This window comes from Bacillus sp. LJBS17, from assembly GCF_019334685.1.
GTDB classification, from domain to species: Bacteria; Bacillota; Bacilli; order Bacillales; family Bacillaceae; genus Bacillus; species Bacillus subtilis.
In genome coordinates this window covers 4125267-4143219 of the sequence record NZ_CP079759.1, presented here as the reverse complement: position 1 = coordinate 4143219, position 17953 = coordinate 4125267, and the positions used below count along the sequence as shown (strand labels likewise).

Below are 17953 nucleotides of genomic sequence, written 5' to 3'. Positions count from 1 at the left end.
CAAAGGGAACTCCTTTGCTGCTTGTTTTATTTCATTGAAATGGCTCTGTTGGCGTTTCTGACATCGTTTTTCAACAGTTCAGAAAGGTTGTAAGACGGATAATATCCATGCTGATACATGTATCGATAAACTTGGGCGTGCAGCTGGATGGCAGCATTCAGCTGTTTGACCAGTACGTTTCTTAATTGAGGTGTTGCTGTTTCTGTAATTGCGATGGCATAGCTGCGGACAGATGTTTTGGCAAAACCGAGCAGGTCACCGCTGTAAAATGGGTTATCTGCGCGTTCTTCTTCTTCATCCTCTCTGTGCGGAGCCTGTGGAAAGAACGGAAGAAGCTCTCTTAAATTTTGCTCAACGCCCTGAATAGACACGGTATAAAGCTGTCTGAGCTGAGGGTCTTTTACTTCTCTTATCATTTTCTTCAGTTTAATGAGTCCGTTTGATTGAAAAGCAACCAGCTCGTGCATTTCTAATGTTTCATGCCAAGCCAATGTTCTGCGTTCATCCATGTGAAAATTCTCCTTTATCGATCAGATTCCATATCAGCATATGCCCAACGCTCAATGTTGTTCATGATGTTTTGAAGTTTTTAAAAAGGGAAATTCACCTTATATAGGATACGGGTTGAGAACATGCACAAAGAGGTGAAACACAATGTGGGACATGATAAAGAACTTTTTCTTGTTTAGCAGCGGCGTTCTGCAAGCGACAACCCTTTTACTGGTGATCTTAATTTTTATGTATGTCAGAAAAACGAAAAAGAAAAACAAGGAATCTTCTGGCTTTATGGATGATAAACATTAATTGTGATGGGCATTCTTTTCAAAGAATGTCTTTTCCTTTTTCATGTTTCACATGAAACATTAGCGTCATTTTACTTGCGATTTGGACTTATGTTAAAATATAAAAGTAAAATTTAGAGATGATATAAAAACATTCGGTGCAAAGCATGTTGCAGCGATGAAAAAAAGAGCAGTCGTTTATGCTGCTCTTTTCTATTCGTATGTTCAGGATGATACGAGGTGACTAAGTGAAACAAACGAGAGCTTTAATGGAAGGTGCTATTTTAATCAGTCTGTTTGCGATCATTACGCTTCTGGTCGTTTATGTTCCTGTGATTGGAACAATTCTGTTATTTGCACTGCCGCTGCCAATGATCTTGTATACGATCAGACATGGATTGAAGCTAGGGATATGGATGGGCGCTGTCAGTCTTCCGGTTGTTTTTATTGTCGGGTCCTTTAACGGGCTTATTGTAGCTTTTATGTCAGCTTGCGCCGGCATTGCCATGGGACATTTTTTCAAAAGGAAAGAGCCCGGGCACGCCATTATTTCGGGCGCTCTTATTTATATGCTTAGTATTGTCTTCTATTTTGTGATAAGCATTCAGTTTTTGGGTATCAATATCATTGATGAGGCAATGACACAATACCGGCAATCTCTTGATATTGTAGAAACTGTAGCGAAGCAGTCGGGCAATGCTGGGCAGTTTGAGAAGCAATTAAAACTGATGGAAGAACAATTGGGTATCGTTCAATATCTTTTTCCAACAGCTATTGTGATGGTAGGAGTTATTTTTTCTTTCCTCAGTTACCTTATCGCTAAGCCGCTCTTAAGGCGATTCTCCCCCGATATTCCTAATCTAAAGCCTTTTAGAGAGTTGAAGTTTCCGCAAAGTGTTGTAGTACTGTATTTGATTATTGTCATGCTTTCATTTTTGCCTTTAGAAAAAGGCCAAATGCTGTACTCTATCGCTTTAAATGGGGAGTTTATACTCGGGTTTCTGATTTTCATCCAAGGTTTATCATTTATCTTTTTCTATTGCCATAAGAAACAATATCCAAAGGCTGCGGCTGTGATTGCTGTCATACTTGGGTTTGTGCATCCGGTCTTCATGGCAGCCATTCGCATTTTAGGCGTTTTAGATATGGGCTTTCATATAAGGAATAAGGTGAAGTGAACATGAGTTTTACTCACATGGTGGGGAGTGATAGAAATGCCAAGCTTTTATGAAAAACCGCTGTTTCGGTATCCCATCTATGCATTGATTGCTCTGTCAATTATTACAATCCTCATCAGCTTTTATTTTAACTGGATATTAGGAACCGTCGAAGTGCTGCTGCTGGCAGTTATTTTGTTTTTTATTAAGCGTGCTGATTCTCTTATTCGACAAGAGATTGATGCTTATATTTCTACGTTGTCCTACAGGTTGAAAAAAGTCGGTGAAGAGGCATTGATGGAAATGCCGATTGGAATCATGCTTTTTAATGACCAATATTATATAGAATGGGCAAATCCGTTTCTGTCCTCTTGCTTTAATGAAAGCACTTTAGTGGGGAGATCACTTTACGATACTTGTGAATCGGTAGTGCCGCTTATCAAACAAGAGGTGGAGTCGGAAACGGTTACATTGAATGACCGCAAGTTTAGGGTTGTCATCAAACGGGATGAGCGTCTCTTATATTTCTTTGATGTAACAGAACAAATTCAGATTGAAAAGCTATATGAAAACGAAAGAACCGTCTTGGCATATATTTTCCTTGATAACTATGATGATGTGACACAAGGATTGGATGACCAGACGAGAAGCACGATGAACAGCCAGGTGACATCTTTGCTGAACGCTTGGGCGCAGGAGTACGGGATCTTCTTGAAAAGGACGTCTTCAGAACGCTTTATCGCTGTACTTAATGAACACATCTTAACTGAACTCGAAAATTCGAAGTTTTCGATTCTTGATGAAGTGCGGGAAAAAACCTCATTTGACGGTGTAGCGCTGACGTTAAGCGTTGGTGTCGGGGCTTCAGTCTCTTCCCTGAAAGAACTTGGCGATTTGGCGCAATCCAGCTTGGACTTAGCACTGGGACGCGGCGGAGACCAGGTAGCCATTAAGCTGCCAAACGGCAAGGTGAAGTTTTACGGCGGTAAAACAAACCCAATGGAGAAACGAACAAGGGTGCGGGCCCGCGTGATTTCTCACGCCTTAAAGGAAATCGTCACCGAAAGCAGCAATGTGATTATCATGGGGCATAAATTCCCTGACATGGATTCTATCGGCGCAGCGATCGGGATTTTAAAGGTGGCTCAGGCAAATAACAAAGATGGTTTTATCGTGATTGACCCAAATCAAATCGGATCAAGTGTGCAGCGTTTGATTGGGGAAATCAAAAAATATGAAGAACTGTGGTCAAGATTTATTACGCCTGAAGAAGCAATGGAAATTTCCAATGATGACACACTGCTTGTGATCGTTGATACACATAAGCCGTCACTCGTCATGGAGGAACGGCTGGTCAATAAAATTGAACATATCGTGGTCATCGACCATCACCGCAGAGGTGAGGAGTTTATCAGAGATCCGCTGCTCGTTTATATGGAACCATACGCTTCTTCCACAGCGGAATTGGTGACAGAGCTGCTTGAATATCAGCCGAAGCGCTTAAAAATCAATATGATTGAAGCAACAGCCCTATTAGCTGGTATAATAGTGGATACAAAGAGCTTTTCTCTCCGCACGGGCTCGCGGACTTTTGATGCGGCTTCTTATTTAAGGGCAAAAGGCGCCGACACGGTGCTGGTGCAGAAGTTCCTGAAAGAAACCGTTGATTCCTATATTAAACGGGCGAAGCTGATCCAGCATACGGTCCTCTATAAAGATAACATTGCGATTGCTTCTCTTCCTGAAAATGAAGAGGAATACTTCGATCAAGTGCTGATTGCGCAGGCTGCCGATTCGCTGCTATCGATGAGTGAGGTTGAGGCTTCATTTGCGGTAGCGAGACGGGATGAACAAACGGTTTGTATCAGTGCGCGGTCGCTTGGCGAGGTAAATGTTCAGATCATCATGGAGGCCCTGGAAGGCGGAGGGCATTTAACAAATGCGGCGACTCAGTTGTCCGGCATTTCAGTTTCTGAAGCGCTGGAACGGCTGAAGCACGCCATAGATGAGTATTTTGAGGGAGGCGTACAGAGATGAAGGTTATTTTCTTACAAGATGTAAAAGGAAAAGGAAAAAAAGGCGAAGTCAAAAACGTAGCAGACGGTTATGCGCATAACTTTCTAATTAAAAAAGGCCTCGCGGTTGAAGCGAACGCGTCAAACATCAGCGCGTTAAACGGACAAAAGCAGAAAGAGAAAAAAGAAGCCATTGCTGAGCTTGAGCAGGCTAAGAGCTTGAAAGAGACATTAGAAAAACTGACTGTTGAGCTTAGCGCAAAATCAGGTGAGGGCGGCCGTTTATTTGGTTCAGTGACAAGCAAGCAAATCACTGAACAGCTCCAAAAAGACCATAACATTAAAGTAGATAAGCGGAAGCTTGAACTGCCGGACGGCATTCGTGCATTAGGATATACAAACGTGCCTGTGAAGCTGCATCCTGAAGTGCAGGCTGTGTTAAAGGTACATGTAAAAGAAGAAGCTTAATAGAAAAGAGGCTTGGATTCATCCAAGCCTCTTTTTTTATTCCACGAGATAAAGAGTTTGCTGGCTTTCTCCGCCAGGTCCTCTTCGCATTCCCTGCACGCTGTTTGTGCTGCTGGAGGAACCGCTGTACCCGTCAGATGTTATTTCTTTTCCGTTTTTCTTAATCCAGGAAACAAGTTCGCTGTTGCCTGAGTTGTTTTCTGACAGAAGGAAGTATTTCACTTTGCCTTCTTTGATCAGTTTTTTCAGTTCCGACACAGTCAGAATGGGATCCGTGCCGTTAAACCCGCCCATTGCCATAACAGATTCATTTTCGTAAATGATGTATGGCGCAGCTGTTACGGTTGTCAAAGTAGCAAATAAATATTCTTCGCCGGTATTGTGTTTTCTCAGATAGGACAGGAGCCCGCTGTCGACCTCTGAAGAGAACATGTTCCCGCCGTTTGCTGAGCCTTTGAGCTGCGGGCCGGATTCAGGAAGGACGCTGTTGCCACCGTATAGAAGCGGCGTTGCTGACCAGTAAACTGGTGTGAGAAGCAGAACGCACAAGCTGATGATGGTCAGCAGCTTACTGAACGGATGGCTGCGTTTAAGCATCAGAAGTGCAAGGGTGATGCCCAGTCCTAAGAGCCCCAGGACATACATCCATACACTGCCGATTTGGCTTGTATAAGCGCTCAGAATATACATCTGAAACACGGCTGTGATCAAGACGGCTGCCGGCAGAAGATAGCTGGACCAGTCTTTATTATTTTTGTATAAGCGGTGCATCGTATACCATCCGATACCAGAAAGGGCGGCAATCGGCGGTGCCAGCATAATCAAATAATACTGGTGGAAGAATCCTGCGATGCTGAAGAAACCAGCCACGGGAACAAGCCAAGCCGCCCAGAATAGCGTTTCTTTCATTTTAGCAGCATGTCCGCGGCGATCACGGTACCAGCTGACGATTGCGCCCAGTAATCCGATCAATGAGAATGGAAGCATCCAGCTGATTTGGCCGGAAAGTGCTGATTGGAAAAGACGAAGCGGGCCAGGATCACCGGTGCCGAACATATTCATGCTTTTTCCGCCGCCAGGCCCTCCATTTCCAGGCCCGTTGCCACCTGTGGGAGGTGTGCCTCCGCCTCCATTGAGAGCGCCGGTTTGTCCGTTAGGCGGCTGAGGCGCCTGTGAATGGTTTCCGAATGATTGATTTCCGTTCTGAGAAAAAGATGAACCGTTGCCATTTGGCGCTTGCATGTTGTCTTGATTCTGCATGTTCCCTCCGCCAGCAGCATTCATATCACCCTTTGCAAGGCCCGTAGTTTGCCCAAGCAGACGCTCTGTGCCGTTGTAGCCAAAGGCCAGTTCTAGCACTGAGTTAGTCTGGCTGCTTCCTACATAAGGCCGGCTTGAGGAAGAGGCTGAATCCACTGCAATCGCCCATGAGAGTGAAAGGCCTGTCAGAAGGACAAGAGACAGAAGCAGGGACCCGATTTTTTTCTTTAGAGAAACCCGAGATGCAACTAGGTAGAATAACACAAATGCAGGCAATACCATAAACGCTTGCATCATCTTCATATTAAAGGCGAGCCCAATTAGGGCAAATGCCATCAGCAGCCAAACCAGCTTGCCTTGTTTTACTGCCCTAAGCAGACAAGCTGAACCGAGCAATAAGGTAAAAACAAGCATGCTGTCGATATTGTTTGTCCGGCTGACAGCTACTGCGATAGGGGTCAGTGCCATGACAAGTGCGGCAATGCGGGCCGCTCCAATTCCAAAAGTCGGCTTAATCATTCTGTAGAGAAGGAATACAGACCCAACTCCGGCAAGAGCCTGGGGAATGATGACACTCCACGTGTGAACACCGAAAATCAGTGCGAAAATCGTTTGAATCCATAACACGACAGGAGGCTTATCTACTGTCACAAATCCAGAAGGGTCAAATGACGCATAAAAGAAATTATGGAAGCTTTGCGTCATGCTTTTTACAGCCGCCAAATAGTACTGGTTCGCTGTGTCCTCCTGCCAAATGTGATACGTATTCAAAAAAGCTGCTCCCAGCAAAATAAAAATAAGGGCTGCGTCGAATCGTTTGGTTTTCATCGTTTTTCACCTCTTTATGGTGTCTAATTGTAAAAAACAAATATGAAAAACTTATGAATAAACCATAAATATTCAAAGAAAAAAGCGGAGATATTTTCCCCGCTTTTATGCTGAATTTCTTTGTTTTTCTGACTGAAAAATGTATCGATCTCGTCCGGCTCCCTGTCCAGCTGCTCCCATTACGATCAGGGCAGCAATGAGAAGCACAATCGGCATCGTCCAAGAATGCGTCTGGTCAAAGAGATAGCCGACAAAGATTGGCCCGACTGCTGCCAGCAGGTAGCCGAATGACTGAGACATGCCTGACAGCGCAGCGGCCTGTTGGGCATTTTCACTGCGGAGACCAATCAAAGTAAGGGCCAGACTAATGCTGGAGCCTTGCCCGATACCGATAATGATCATCCAGATGGCAAGCAATGTATGGCTTCCGCCCGCTAATAATCCGCAGAGGCCGATCAGATAAACTGAGGCCAGCGCCGCAACGATACCGCGCTGCTGTTTCACACGGTCAGCTAAAACTGGCGTCAGAAAAGTGGAAGGCAGACTCGCAAATTGCATGAGTGATACCATCCATCCGGCTGTTGCCGTATCAATCCCGTGTGAACGGAGAATTTCAGGAAACCAAGCGATGCTGCTGTAAAATAAAAACGATTGCAGGCCCATAAAGATGGTGACATACCATGCCATTTTGGAAGCCCAAATGGAACTGGATTGCAGCTTCATTGTCTGGTTTGCCGTATCTCGATGGCGCAGCTGAGGTATCCAGATCAGCAATGCAAGCAAAGCCAGCCCGCCCCATAAGAGAAAGGCTTGTTTCCATCCGCCATTCATCTGGGTCGCTAAAGGAACGCTGACACCCGATGCTAAAGCTGCGAATATATTCATTGATGTCGTATACAGGCTGATCATGATCCCTGGCTTTTCAGGGTATTTATGTTTGATTAAGCTTGGCAAAAGTACGTTACCAATCGCAATCCCGACGCCGATAAGTGCCGTTCCGAAAAACAAAGCGGCAGTATAGCCGGTAGAACGAGTCAGAACACCGATCAGCAGTATCACGAGACCTAGCCATAAAGTTCGCTCATTACCGAGGCGCTGTCCAAGCTTAGGTGCAAGTGGAGAAAGAACTGCAAACGAAAGCAGCGGCAGTGCGGTCAAAAAACCGGCTGCCCCATTGGACATGTGCAGCTCTGCCCGGATAGAGCTAATGACCGGACCGACTGAAGTGATCGCGGGCCGTAAGTTAAAGGCGATAAAGATAATGCCGGTGATCAGCCAAAATGATTGGATTTTTTTATTATGTGGATGTGGCAAAGCAGTTACTCCTCTTTTCTAACATATACATGATATTATCCCGAAACAGGTAAGCAAGTATGTGAATGAAGGCTATGATTTGTCCTCTTTTTGCAGTTCAGCCATTTTGGCAAGCAGAATATGCTGAGGCATATGCATGATCTGTTCAAGCGGCAGATTCAAGGACTCTGCAAGCTTTTGTGCAGTTTCGGCAGAAATTTGCAAAGGTCTCACAAAAGATCCCTCCTCTCTTCTGTCCATTGTACAAGAATCAGATGTGAAATGTAAGAAGATGTCACAAAGGAATAGAGCAATCGGAAAATGACCGTTATAAAAGAGGTAAGGAGGGTTCTTATGCACGCACCGTTATCCTTATTAAAACAAATGCTGAAGGAACACCAAATAGACACTGAAAAAGCTGTCACTTTCGAAGAATATATAGCAATGAGGTTAAAGCTTCAGGAGCTGATGGGGAAATTTGCTTCGATCGGGGAGTGGGATCTGTATCAAAAAGCGGCAGATTTGATGATGCACATAGGCATCCAATGGATGAAATAAACCGATAACCGCTAAAAAACCCTCGCTGCAGCGAAGGCTTTCATTCATTAAAATGAGTGTTCTTCTTCCACATTTTTAAACTGGTCATAAATTACAAGCTTAGACGGACTGTTTTCCTTAGCCACCTGTTTGGCCTTTTCAATAGCGGCGTCTTTAGACGTATACAAAGCTGTCGGCGCTACATTCTCCACCTCAATAAACCAGCCGTCCGCATCAACATTAGGCGTAATCGCATATTTCTTTATCATCTTTCATTCCTCCCTCATGTTTTATTGCATTTTTCCCGCCTTGTTACTGTCCGAAACGATCCAATCTGCTAACTGAAAAAAACAGGAAACAGACAATTTTTCTATTTTTTTTCTGTAGAAATGGTAGAATGGAGGTTGGAGATTTTTTAATGAGAGGACGGTGCTTAGCATGACAGACCTTCTGAATGACCGGCTTCCTCCGCAAAATATAGAAGCCGAACAAGCCGTGTTAGGCGCTATTTTTTTACAGCCGTCTGCTTTAACACTGGCTTCAGAAGTATTGATTCCAGATGATTTCTATAGAATGTCCCACCAAAAAATCTATAATGCGATGCTGGTGCTCGGTGACCGAGGTGAACCGGTTGATCTGGTGACAGTCACATCAGAGCTTGCGAACACAGACCTGCTGGAAGAAGTAGGCGGCATTTCATATTTGACAGATATCGCAAACTCGGTGCCGACAGCGGCTAACATAGAATATTACGCGAAAATCGTTGAGGAAAAATCGATTCTTCGCCGATTAATCAGAACTGCGACAACGATTGCTCAAGACGGGTATACCCGTGAGGATGAGGTCGAGGATTTACTCAGTGAAGCGGAAAAAACGATTATGGAAGTGGCACAGCGCAAAAACACGAGTGCCTTCCAAAATATTAAGGACGTCCTTGTCCAGACCTATGATAATATCGAACAGCTTCACAATCGAAAAGGTGATATCACGGGAATTCCAACAGGGTTTACGGAGCTTGACCGGATGACTGCGGGTTTCCAGCGCAACGACTTGATCATTGTGGCTGCCCGTCCTTCAGTAGGGAAAACAGCCTTTGCCCTGAACATCGCACAAAACGTGGCGACGAAGACCGATGAGAGCGTAGCGATTTTCAGTCTTGAGATGGGTGCCGAGCAGCTCGTTATGCGTATGCTCTGTGCCGAGGGAAATATCAATGCCCAGAATCTCCGTACAGGTAACCTGACCGAAGAGGATTGGGGCAAGCTGACGATGGCAATGGGAAGCCTATCGAACAGCGGGATTTACATCGATGATACACCGGGTATTCGAGTGAGTGAAATCCGTGCCAAGTGCCGCCGCTTGAAGCAGGAAAGCGGGCTGGGCATGATTTTGATCGATTACCTGCAATTGATTCAGGGAAGCGGTCGTTCAAAGGACAACCGTCAGCAGGAAGTATCTGAAATTTCCCGTGAACTGAAGTCGATTGCGAGGGAGCTGCAAGTCCCTGTTATCGCGCTTTCTCAGCTTTCCAGGGGTGTTGAGCAGCGTCAGGATAAACGTCCGATGATGTCTGATATCCGGGAATCAGGAAGTATCGAGCAGGACGCGGATATTGTCGCGTTCCTTTATCGTGATGACTACTATGACAAAGAAACCGAGAATAAAAATATTATCGAAATTATTATCGCCAAACAGCGTAACGGCCCGGTAGGAACCGTGTCTCTTGCGTTCGTAAAAGAATACAACAAATTCGTCAACCTGGAACGGCGTTTTGATGACGCAGGCGTTCCGCCCGGCGCATAAGCCCCAAGAGCTGCTCTTGGGGTTTTTTTCATTCGAAAGATGGAAGAAATGACGTTCGCTCAGCGGATGAAAATTTGAAAGCGTTTTAATAAAATGGTGCAAAAAGGAGATGGTAACAATATGGGAAAGCGTTTTTCGTCTTTTCACGCAGCACAAATCCGAATTGCGCGTCCTACGGGCCAGCTTGATGAGATTATTCGTTTTTACGAAGAGGGACTGTGTTTGAAACGAATAGGAGAATTTTCACAGCATAACGGGTATGACGGTGTCATGTTCGGCCTTCCTCATGCCGATTATCATTTGGAATTCACCCAGTATGAAGGGGGAAGCACTGCCCCCGTTCCCCATCCCGACAGCCTTCTTGTTTTTTATGTGCCGAATGCAGTTGAACTGGCAGCGATCACTTCAAAGCTAAAGCACATGGGCTATCAAGAGGTCGAATCAGAGAACCCGTACTGGAGCAATGGGGGCGTGACGATAGAGGACCCGGACGGCTGGCGGGTCGTTTTTATGAATTCAAAAGGGATATCAGGCAAGTGATTCTTTCTTATGCTAAAGGATGAAAGTTTCGCAAGCTTTTTATGACAAAACCGTGAGAAAACGCTTATAAAACGAATGGAAGCGAACGAATATAGATTTACAATAATTTAATGTTCGGATTTACAATTGACTTTCTGTTTCTTCACTGATAAACTTGATTTGTTTGAATAGAATCGTTTTGAAAGGTTAACGGAGGTGCACGGACATGTCTTCAGTAGTTGTAGTAGGTACGCAATGGGGCGATGAAGGAAAAGGTAAAATTACAGATTTCCTATCAGAAAATGCAGAAGTGATCGCCCGTTATCAAGGCGGAAATAACGCAGGGCATACAATCAAGTTTGACGGAATCACATATAAGCTTCACTTAATCCCGTCTGGAATTTTCTATAAGGATAAAACGTGTGTAATCGGAAACGGAATGGTTGTAGATCCGAAAGCATTAGTCACAGAGCTTGCGTATCTTCATGAGCGCAACGTGAGTACAGATAACCTGAGAATCAGCAACAGAGCTCACGTCATTCTGCCGTATCATTTGAAATTGGATGAAGTGGAAGAAGAGCGTAAAGGGGCTAACAAGATCGGCACAACGAAAAAAGGAATCGGCCCTGCTTACATGGATAAAGCAGCCCGAATCGGAATTCGCATCGCGGATCTGTTAGACCGTGACGCGTTTGCGGAAAAGCTTGAGCGCAATCTTGAAGAAAAAAACCGTCTTCTCGAGAAAATGTACGAGACAGAAGGGTTTAAACTTGAGGATATCTTAGACGAATATTATGAGTACGGCCAGCAGATTAAAAAATATGTTTGCGATACATCTGTTGTCTTGAACGATGCTCTTGATGAAGGGCGCCGTGTATTATTTGAAGGCGCACAAGGGGTTATGCTCGATATCGACCAAGGAACATACCCGTTTGTTACGTCATCTAACCCGGTTGCCGGCGGTGTCACGATCGGTTCTGGTGTCGGCCCGACCAAAATCAAGCACGTTGTCGGTGTATCAAAAGCATATACGACTCGTGTCGGCGACGGTCCTTTCCCGACTGAGCTGAAAGATGAAATCGGCGATCAAATCCGTGAAGTCGGACGTGAATATGGAACAACAACAGGCCGCCCGCGCCGTGTCGGCTGGTTTGACAGCGTTGTTGTCCGCCACGCCCGCCGTGTGAGCGGAATTACAGATCTTTCTCTGAACTCAATTGACGTCCTAACAGGAATTGAAACGTTGAAAATCTGTGTGGCGTACCGCTACAAAGGCGAAATCATTGAAGAATTCCCAGCAAGTCTTAAGGCACTTGCTGAATGTGAGCCGGTATATGAAGAAATGCCGGGCTGGACTGAGGATATTACAGGTGCGAAGAGCTTGAGCGAGCTTCCGGAAAATGCGCGCCATTATCTTGAGCGTGTGTCTCAGCTGACAGGCATTCCGCTTTCTATTTTCTCTGTCGGTCCAGACCGCTCACAAACAAATGTCCTTCGCAGTGTGTACCGTGCGAACTAAATAGAATATGTCTGCAAGCCCCTATTTAAGGGGCTTGTTTTTTGTTTGAAAGCCGCATATAAGTTGGTCTGAGAAAAAAATATGAAAAAAAACCAAAAAAGTTATTGCCACTTCTATTTGTTCGTGATATTATAAATCTCGTTGTTACGGAAACTGCTTCAATAGAGTACAAGATGAGAACTAGATTTAAGTCGTTTGCTCTATAGAAATTCCGACATCTTTAAGAGCCATTAGCTCAGTTGGTAGAGCATCTGACTTTTAATCAGAGGGTCGAAGGTTCGAGTCCTTCATGGCTCACCATTTCGTGAAGGCCCGTTGGTCAAGCGGTTAAGACACCGCCCTTTCACGGCGGTAACACGGGTTCGAATCCCGTACGGGTCATTGATTTACTTTAGCGTTATTGCTAAATTCCTTATTTGTCTGTGAGAGCTGACACGACAGCTCTCCGGGCAATTACTGTAAGGTCCGGTAGTTCAGTTGGTTAGAATGCCTGCCTGTCACGCAGGAGGTCGCGGGTTCGAGTCCCGTCCGGACCGCCATTTTACTTTACTTAGTAGAGAAAAATAAATTATTTGGCTCGGTAGCTCAGTTGGTAGAGCAACGGACTGAAAATCCGTGTGTCGGCGGTTCGATTCCGTCCCGAGCCACTTACCAAACGCATCTGCAATCGTAGGTGCGTTTTTTCTTTTAGGAAAAAGGCAAACATGAGGAGTGTTATAATAGAAGAAAAAGGGAGAACCGGCCCTGCGGCCGGTTCAAAGAAGAAGACGTCATTGATAAAGACGCACTCCGGTGAGGGGAGGTTTCAATAAAGTTATCTTTTTTAAAAAAAGTTGACCAGCATGACAATAGATAAACAACTGGCGATAAAGGTGAAACATGTGTTTTTTTTCTAAACCTTTATTTTTTTTATCTTTTGACCTTAAACCGTTATAATAGACAAGGACCCATTCTTTACATGGGCCATAAGTGATGAAACGAATGTTATATAGATGAAATGAAGTCATTCGGCAGGAGGAAAATCAAAATGATGGATAAAAAGATCCTTGTAGTAGATGATGAAAAACCGATTGCAGATATATTGGAATTTAACTTAAGAAAAGAAGGCTATGAAGTGCACTGTGCCCACGACGGAAACGAAGCCGTTGAAATGGTAGAAGAGCTTCAGCCTGATTTAATTCTTTTAGATATTATGCTTCCGAATAAAGACGGCGTTGAAGTATGCCGTGAAGTCAGAAAGAAATACGATATGCCAATCATTATGCTGACGGCTAAGGATTCAGAAATTGACAAGGTTATCGGGCTTGAAATCGGTGCTGATGACTATGTCACAAAACCATTCAGCACACGCGAGCTCTTGGCGCGTGTAAAAGCGAACCTGCGTCGCCAGCTGACGACAGCGCCTGCGGAGGAAGAGCCTTCCTCTAACGAGATTCATATCGGCTCTCTCGTCATCTTCCCTGACGCGTACGTTGTATCAAAACGAGACGAAACAATCGAATTGACTCATCGTGAGTTCGAATTGCTTCATTATTTAGCAAAACATATCGGACAAGTGATGACCCGTGAACATTTGCTTCAAACCGTTTGGGGCTATGATTACTTCGGCGATGTCAGAACGGTTGACGTAACAGTCCGTCGGCTTCGTGAAAAAATCGAGGACAACCCGAGCCATCCAAATTGGATCGTCACACGCCGCGGTGTAGGTTATTACTTGAGAAACCCAGAACAGGACTAATGCCCATATGAATAAGGTTGGTTTTTTTCGGTCGATCCAATTTAAGATTACCTTGATTTATGTGCTTTTGATTATCATTGCCATGCAAATCATTGGTGTGTATTTTGTCAATCAGGTAGAGAAGTCGCTGATCAGCTCTTATGAACAATCGCTGAATCAGCGAATCGACAACCTTTCTTATTATATCGAACAAGAATATAAGAGCGATAACGACAGCACCGTCATAAAGGATGACGTCAGCCGTATTTTGAATGACTTCACGAAAAGTGATGAGGTTCGGGAAATTAGCTTTGTAGATAAAAGCTATGAAGTGGTCGGTTCTTCAAAGCCGTACGGTGAGGAAGTGGCTGGGAAACAAACGACCGATCTGATTTTCAAAAGAATTTTCTCTACCAAACAGTCGTATTTAAGAAAATATTATGACCCGAAAAGCAAAATCAGAGTTCTTATTTCCGCGAAGCCCGTCATGACTGAAAATCAAGAGGTTGTCGGCGCGATCTATGTTGTCGCGAGTATGGAAGATGTCTTTAATCAAATGAAGACGATCAACACGATACTGGCGTCCGGCACAGGTTTGGCACTTGTTTTGACGGCTCTTCTCGGTATTTTTCTGGCAAGAACCATTACCCACCCGCTTTCAGATATGCGAAAGCAGGCGATGGAGCTTGCGAAAGGGAATTTCTCGAGGAAGGTTAAAAAGTACGGGCATGATGAAATTGGGCAGCTGGCCACAACGTTTAACCACTTAACAAGAGAGCTTGAAGATGCCCAGGCGATGACTGAAGGAGAACGCAGAAAGCTAGCCTCTGTCATTGCCTATATGACAGACGGCGTAATCGCCACAAACCGAAACGGAGCGATTATTCTCTTAAACAGCCCGGCGCTGGAGCTGTTGAACGTTTCACGTGAAACAGCCTTAGAAATGCCGATTACGAGTTTGCTGGGGCTTCAAGAGAATTATACTTTTGAAGATTTAGTGGAGCAGCAGGATTCTATGCTGCTTGAAATAGAGCGCGATGATGAATTAACGGTGCTTCGCGTGAATTTCTCTGTGATTCAAAGGGAACACGGCAAAATTGATGGTTTAATCGCTGTCATTTACGATGTAACCGAACAAGAGAAAATGGATCAGGAACGCAGAGAATTCGTTGCGAATGTATCACATGAGCTGCGGACGCCGCTTACGACAATGCGCAGCTATTTAGAAGCGTTAGCTGAAGGCGCGTGGGAAAATAAAGACATTGCTCCGCGCTTCTTAATGGTGACGCAAAATGAAACAGAGCGTATGATCCGGCTTGTCAATGATCTGCTTCAGCTGTCGAAATTTGACAGTAAAGATTATCAATTTAACCGGGAATGGATTCAGATTGTCCGGTTTATGTCGCTTATTATTGACCGTTTTGAAATGACAAAAGAGCAGCATGTGGAGTTTATCCGCAATCTGCCGGACAGAGATCTGTACGTCGAGATTGACCAGGATAAAATAACGCAGGTGCTCGATAATATTATTTCTAACGCTTTAAAATATTCACCGGAAGGCGGACATGTCACGTTCTCGATTGATGTCAATGAAGAGGAAGAACTTCTCTATATCAGCGTGAAGGATGAAGGGATCGGCATTCCGAAAAAAGATGTCGAAAAAGTCTTTGACCGCTTCTATAGGGTGGATAAAGCGAGAACGAGAAAGCTTGGCGGCACCGGTCTGGGATTGGCGATTGCCAAGGAAATGGTACAGGCGCACGGTGGAGATATTTGGGCGGACAGCATAGAAGGAAAAGGCACGACGATTACATTTACTCTTCCATATAAAGAGGAACAAGAGGATGATTGGGATGAAGCGTGAAAATATAAAAACGATATTACTTACGGTACTCGTCGTCATCAGTCTTGTTTTTACATGGGGGATATGGACGTTCCAGCCAAACTTTTCTGAAGGCTCATCCTCAACAGAGTCTACTGTTCGTGTGAAACATAAAATCGAAAAAACCACCCAAAAGCTGTCTGAAACGGTAAGGCCAAGGGACATGTTTATCCATGATGACGGCGCTCATTACAAAGTGGATGACAATGCCCTCTATGAAGAAATTTGGTCTGACTTGCCGCATTGGGATGTGAAAGGAATTAAAGATATTTCGGATCAGTATGACAAGGCTGGATTCAAAAGCTGGTTTTATGGAATAGGCGGTTCTGAAGCCAAGCTTGACTTGCAATTCAGCGATACGATTCCGATTGATATTTTCCAAACGTTGTTTAAATGGTCTAATCAGTCGTTTGAATACAGTTCGTTTGACCATATTCTGATCCCGTTCAATGAAACAAAAGCGAACAAGAAAATCTATTTGGTGTCATACAGCAAGCAGCTCATTCTTGAAGTGACGGTTGAATCAGCAAACTACCGGAACATTATGAACGACTTGAAAAACAGGCAATCAAATATGCCGGCGTTCAGTTTGTTCTCCATTGGCTCAAAGAAAGAGTTCTTGCTGCCGAACAAACCGCTTACGATGGACAAAAAAGAATTTGTCACAGAATCGATTAAAACAAATACCTTTAAGCAGGCTTTGTTTAGTGATCCGAGCATTGTAAGAGAAGATTCGAATTACAACAACAGAAATGTGCTGACAGATGGGATCAGCCGGTTAGATGTGAATCTAAGCCAGAGACAGGTGCAATTCCAGCAGCGCAATTTGGTGCAGAGCACATCCTATCAAACAGGTGAATTAATCAAAAAGAGCCAAAAATACCTTGAGGATACCGGAAGCTGGACGGATCACTATCAATTTTTCAATATCAATGACAGCCAGCAGTTGAGCTTCTATATCTTTATGGATCAGATCCCGGTCATTAACAGCACCGCCAAACCTTTCGGGGCGACATCGGCGATTTCGGTGCAATGGGCGAATGATGATATTCTCAGCTATAAGCGGCCGAATTACAGTCTCGGAACGAATCCGATTAAAACAAGTGAAACAGAGCTCATGAGCGGCAGCGAAGTGAGGATGCTGCTTTCGAAACAAACCGCTTATGATACGGACAAAATTGATCAGATCTTCCTTGCTTATCAATTGGTATCAACATCAACCAACGACGATCCTCTCGTTGAACTGGAACCGGTTTGGGCGATGAAAGTAAATGGAAAAATTGTGCCGATTACAAAGGATTTATTGAGGAAGGAGGGGGCTAACAGTGGAGTGGAATAAGACAAAATCAATCTTCATCGTTGCCTTCCTCATTTTAGATATTTTCTTAGGCTATCAGTTTTTTCAAAAATGGCAGGCTACCGGCAAAGAATATGAAGTCATTAAAAATGATGTCGAGCATGACATGAAGGCCGATCATATCACGTATGAAGGTTTGAATAAGGAAGCGACAGAAGGTTATCGGATCACGGCAAATCAAAAGTCTTTCTCCAAGGAGGAAATTGAGGCGCTGAAGGATCAAAAGCCTTTGATGGACATGCCTAGTGATGATCATAAAGTAACGAGCCTGAAAATGAAGTTTGCAAATCCAATCGCACTATCAAAGAAGGATATCGAGGACGATGCTCAGGCACTTGTTTCTTCGAAAATTCAAGATGGCGAAAAATATAAGCTTTGGAAGGTTGATAAATCGAAGAAAGAAATTATTTTCTTCCAAACGTACGAAGGTCATTATATTTACCAAAAGACCGACAATCCCTCTAATATGATCGGGCAAGTGGTGCTGCACTTAAACGGTAAAAACGAGGTTGTGTCATACGACCAGACTACGCTTGAGACCTTCAAGCAAATCCAGAAAGAAAGCTTAATTACTGAAATGGATGCGGTTGAGCTATTGTACTATCAAAATCAATTAAAAGAATACAGCACTGTGAAGAGCTGTAAATTCGGCTATGTAGCACAATATCCGCTGACAAGTACGCAGGTGCTGGCGCCGGTATGGAGAATTACGGTCGAGTACGAGAAAAAAGTGAACGGTGAGAAAAAGACAGTACAAGAGTATTTTACTGTGAATGCTTTGGAGAGTACGATTTTAGATACAGATCAATGAAAATA

At 44.3% G+C, this 17953-nt stretch carries 17 protein-coding genes and 4 tRNA genes; 16 read left to right on the top strand and 5 right to left on the bottom strand.

The genetic code is table 11. The features are described from left to right. Nucleotides 1-26: 26 nt before the first annotated feature. Nucleotides 27-509: a spore coat protein CotF gene (gene cotF, locus KXZ66_RS21370; RefSeq protein WP_103803374.1), complete on the bottom strand. Its 483-nt coding sequence runs from the start codon at nt 507-509 to the stop codon at nt 27-29. 145 nt (nt 510-654) lie between these two features. On the opposite strand from cotF, the gene KXZ66_RS21365 reads away from it, so the two are divergent. From KXZ66_RS21365 to rplI, 4 genes are all read left to right on the top strand, one after another. Continuing rightward, nucleotides 655-804: a hypothetical protein gene (locus KXZ66_RS21365; protein ID WP_003226909.1), complete on the top strand. Its 150-nt coding sequence runs from the start codon at nt 655-657 to the stop codon at nt 802-804. A gap of 226 nt (nt 805-1030) precedes the next feature. Then, nucleotides 1031-1960: a YybS family protein gene (locus KXZ66_RS21360; protein ID WP_003243969.1), complete on the top strand. Its 930-nt coding sequence runs from the start codon at nt 1031-1033 to the stop codon at nt 1958-1960. A 36-nt stretch (nt 1961-1996) separates the two neighbouring features. After that, nucleotides 1997-3976 (top strand): cyclic-di-AMP phosphodiesterase GdpP, encoded by a 1980-nt coding sequence (gene gdpP / locus KXZ66_RS21355; protein WP_003242517.1) that lies wholly within the window; start codon nt 1997-1999, stop codon nt 3974-3976. Next, a complete protein-coding gene (rplI, locus tag KXZ66_RS21350) occupies nt 3973-4422 on the top strand; it encodes a 50S ribosomal protein L9 (protein ID WP_003226915.1) in 450 nt (149 codons plus the stop codon). Before gdpP ends, rplI begins: the two co-directional genes overlap by 4 nt. Nucleotides 4423-4458: 36 nt before the next feature. Here rplI and KXZ66_RS21345 read toward each other — a convergent pair whose 3' ends face one another. The 3 genes from KXZ66_RS21345 to KXZ66_RS21335 form a co-directional block, all read right to left on the bottom strand. After that, nucleotides 4459-6510, bottom strand: a complete 2052-nt coding sequence (locus KXZ66_RS21345) for an ArnT family glycosyltransferase (protein WP_219144745.1) — start codon at nt 6508-6510, stop codon at nt 4459-4461. A 105-nt stretch (nt 6511-6615) separates the two neighbouring features. Continuing rightward, nucleotides 6616-7824: a CynX/NimT family MFS transporter gene (locus tag KXZ66_RS21340; RefSeq protein ID WP_003226917.1), complete on the bottom strand. Its 1209-nt coding sequence runs from the start codon at nt 7822-7824 to the stop codon at nt 6616-6618. 72 nt (nt 7825-7896) lie between these two features. Further along, entirely contained in the window at nt 7897-8037 is a 141-nt protein-coding gene (locus tag KXZ66_RS21335) for a YycC family protein (protein ID WP_003242786.1), read from the bottom strand. A 120-nt stretch (nt 8038-8157) separates the two neighbouring features. On the opposite strand from KXZ66_RS21335, the gene KXZ66_RS21330 reads away from it, so the two are divergent. Continuing rightward, on the top strand, nt 8158-8361 hold the full coding sequence (locus KXZ66_RS21330) for a hypothetical protein (protein WP_003244312.1): 204 nt from the start codon (nt 8158-8160) through the stop codon (nt 8359-8361). Nucleotides 8362-8408: 47 nt separating this feature from the next. On the opposite strand, the gene KXZ66_RS21325 is transcribed toward KXZ66_RS21330, so the two are convergent. After that, nucleotides 8409-8609 (bottom strand): DUF2188 domain-containing protein, encoded by a 201-nt coding sequence (locus tag KXZ66_RS21325; protein WP_003226922.1) that lies wholly within the window; start codon nt 8607-8609, stop codon nt 8409-8411. 169 nt (nt 8610-8778) lie between these two features. Between KXZ66_RS21325 and dnaB the strand changes: the two genes are divergently transcribed. The 11 genes from dnaB to walI all read left to right on the top strand — a co-directional run bounded on the left by dnaB (nt 8779) and on the right by walI (nt 17948). Continuing rightward, nucleotides 8779-10143, top strand: coding sequence for a replicative DNA helicase (gene dnaB / locus KXZ66_RS21320; RefSeq protein WP_003226923.1), 1365 nt, complete (start codon nt 8779-8781; stop codon nt 10141-10143). Nucleotides 10144-10263: 120 nt separating this feature from the next. Then, nucleotides 10264-10683 (top strand): VOC family protein, encoded by a 420-nt coding sequence (locus KXZ66_RS21315; protein WP_070548306.1) that lies wholly within the window; start codon nt 10264-10266, stop codon nt 10681-10683. A 205-nt stretch (nt 10684-10888) separates the two neighbouring features. Beyond that, nucleotides 10889-12181, top strand: a complete 1293-nt coding sequence (purA, locus tag KXZ66_RS21310; RefSeq protein WP_003226929.1) for an adenylosuccinate synthase — start codon at nt 10889-10891, stop codon at nt 12179-12181. A gap of 224 nt (nt 12182-12405) precedes the next feature. After that, nucleotides 12406-12481: transfer RNA gene (locus KXZ66_RS21305), tRNA-Lys, on the top strand. Nucleotides 12482-12490: 9 nt separating this feature from the next. Further along, nucleotides 12491-12562, top strand: a tRNA-Glu gene (locus tag KXZ66_RS21300). 81 nt (nt 12563-12643) lie between these two features. Then, nucleotides 12644-12720, top strand: a tRNA-Asp gene (locus tag KXZ66_RS21295). A 35-nt stretch (nt 12721-12755) separates the two neighbouring features. Then, nucleotides 12756-12828: transfer RNA gene (locus tag KXZ66_RS21290), tRNA-Phe, on the top strand. Nucleotides 12829-13211: 383 nt separating this feature from the next. Further along, complete coding sequence (gene walR / locus KXZ66_RS21285; RefSeq protein ID WP_003244363.1) at nt 13212-13919, top strand: cell wall metabolism DNA-binding response regulator WalR; 708 nt, start codon at nt 13212-13214, stop codon at nt 13917-13919. Between the two features lie 7 nt (nt 13920-13926). Continuing rightward, entirely contained in the window at nt 13927-15762 is a 1836-nt protein-coding gene (gene walK, locus KXZ66_RS21280) for a cell wall metabolism sensor histidine kinase WalK (RefSeq protein WP_009968432.1), read from the top strand. Then, nucleotides 15752-17119 (top strand): WalRK two-component regulatory system regulator WalH, encoded by a 1368-nt coding sequence (gene walH / locus KXZ66_RS21275; RefSeq protein ID WP_072175742.1) that lies wholly within the window; start codon nt 15752-15754, stop codon nt 17117-17119. Before walK ends, walH begins: the two co-directional genes overlap by 11 nt. Next, the gene (gene walI / locus KXZ66_RS21270) at nt 17106-17948 is read left to right on the top strand and encodes a WalRK two-component regulatory system regulator WalI (protein WP_003244037.1); all 843 of its coding nucleotides are present in this window, start codon (nt 17106-17108) and stop codon (nt 17946-17948) included. The genes walH and walI overlap by 14 nt, the downstream gene beginning before the upstream one ends. Nucleotides 17949-17953 lie beyond the last annotated feature (5 nt).

Bases quoted from the DNA above. Each gene is read 5' to 3' on its own strand.
- cotF (WP_103803374.1), bottom strand. From the start codon at position 509: ATGGATGAACGCAGAACATTGGCTTGGCATGAAACATTAGAAATGCAC.
- KXZ66_RS21365 (WP_003226909.1), top strand. From the start codon at position 655: ATGTGGGACATGATAAAGAACTTTTTCTTGTTTAGCAGCGGCGTTCTG.
- gdpP (WP_003242517.1), top strand. From the start codon at position 1,997: ATGCCAAGCTTTTATGAAAAACCGCTGTTTCGGTATCCCATCTATGCA.
- rplI (WP_003226915.1), top strand. From the start codon at position 3,973: ATGAAGGTTATTTTCTTACAAGATGTAAAAGGAAAAGGAAAAAAAGGC.
- KXZ66_RS21345 (WP_219144745.1), bottom strand. From the start codon at position 6,510: ATGAAAACCAAACGATTCGACGCAGCCCTTATTTTTATTTTGCTGGGA.
- KXZ66_RS21330 (WP_003244312.1), top strand. From the start codon at position 8,158: ATGCACGCACCGTTATCCTTATTAAAACAAATGCTGAAGGAACACCAA.
- KXZ66_RS21325 (WP_003226922.1), bottom strand. From the start codon at position 8,609: ATGATAAAGAAATATGCGATTACGCCTAATGTTGATGCGGACGGCTGG.
- dnaB (WP_003226923.1), top strand. From the start codon at position 8,779: ATGACAGACCTTCTGAATGACCGGCTTCCTCCGCAAAATATAGAAGCC.
- KXZ66_RS21315 (WP_070548306.1), top strand. From the start codon at position 10,264: ATGGGAAAGCGTTTTTCGTCTTTTCACGCAGCACAAATCCGAATTGCG.
- purA (WP_003226929.1), top strand. From the start codon at position 10,889: ATGTCTTCAGTAGTTGTAGTAGGTACGCAATGGGGCGATGAAGGAAAA.
- walR (WP_003244363.1), top strand. From the start codon at position 13,212: ATGGATAAAAAGATCCTTGTAGTAGATGATGAAAAACCGATTGCAGAT.
- walK (WP_009968432.1), top strand. From the start codon at position 13,927: ATGAATAAGGTTGGTTTTTTTCGGTCGATCCAATTTAAGATTACCTTG.
- walH (WP_072175742.1), top strand. From the start codon at position 15,752: ATGAAGCGTGAAAATATAAAAACGATATTACTTACGGTACTCGTCGTC.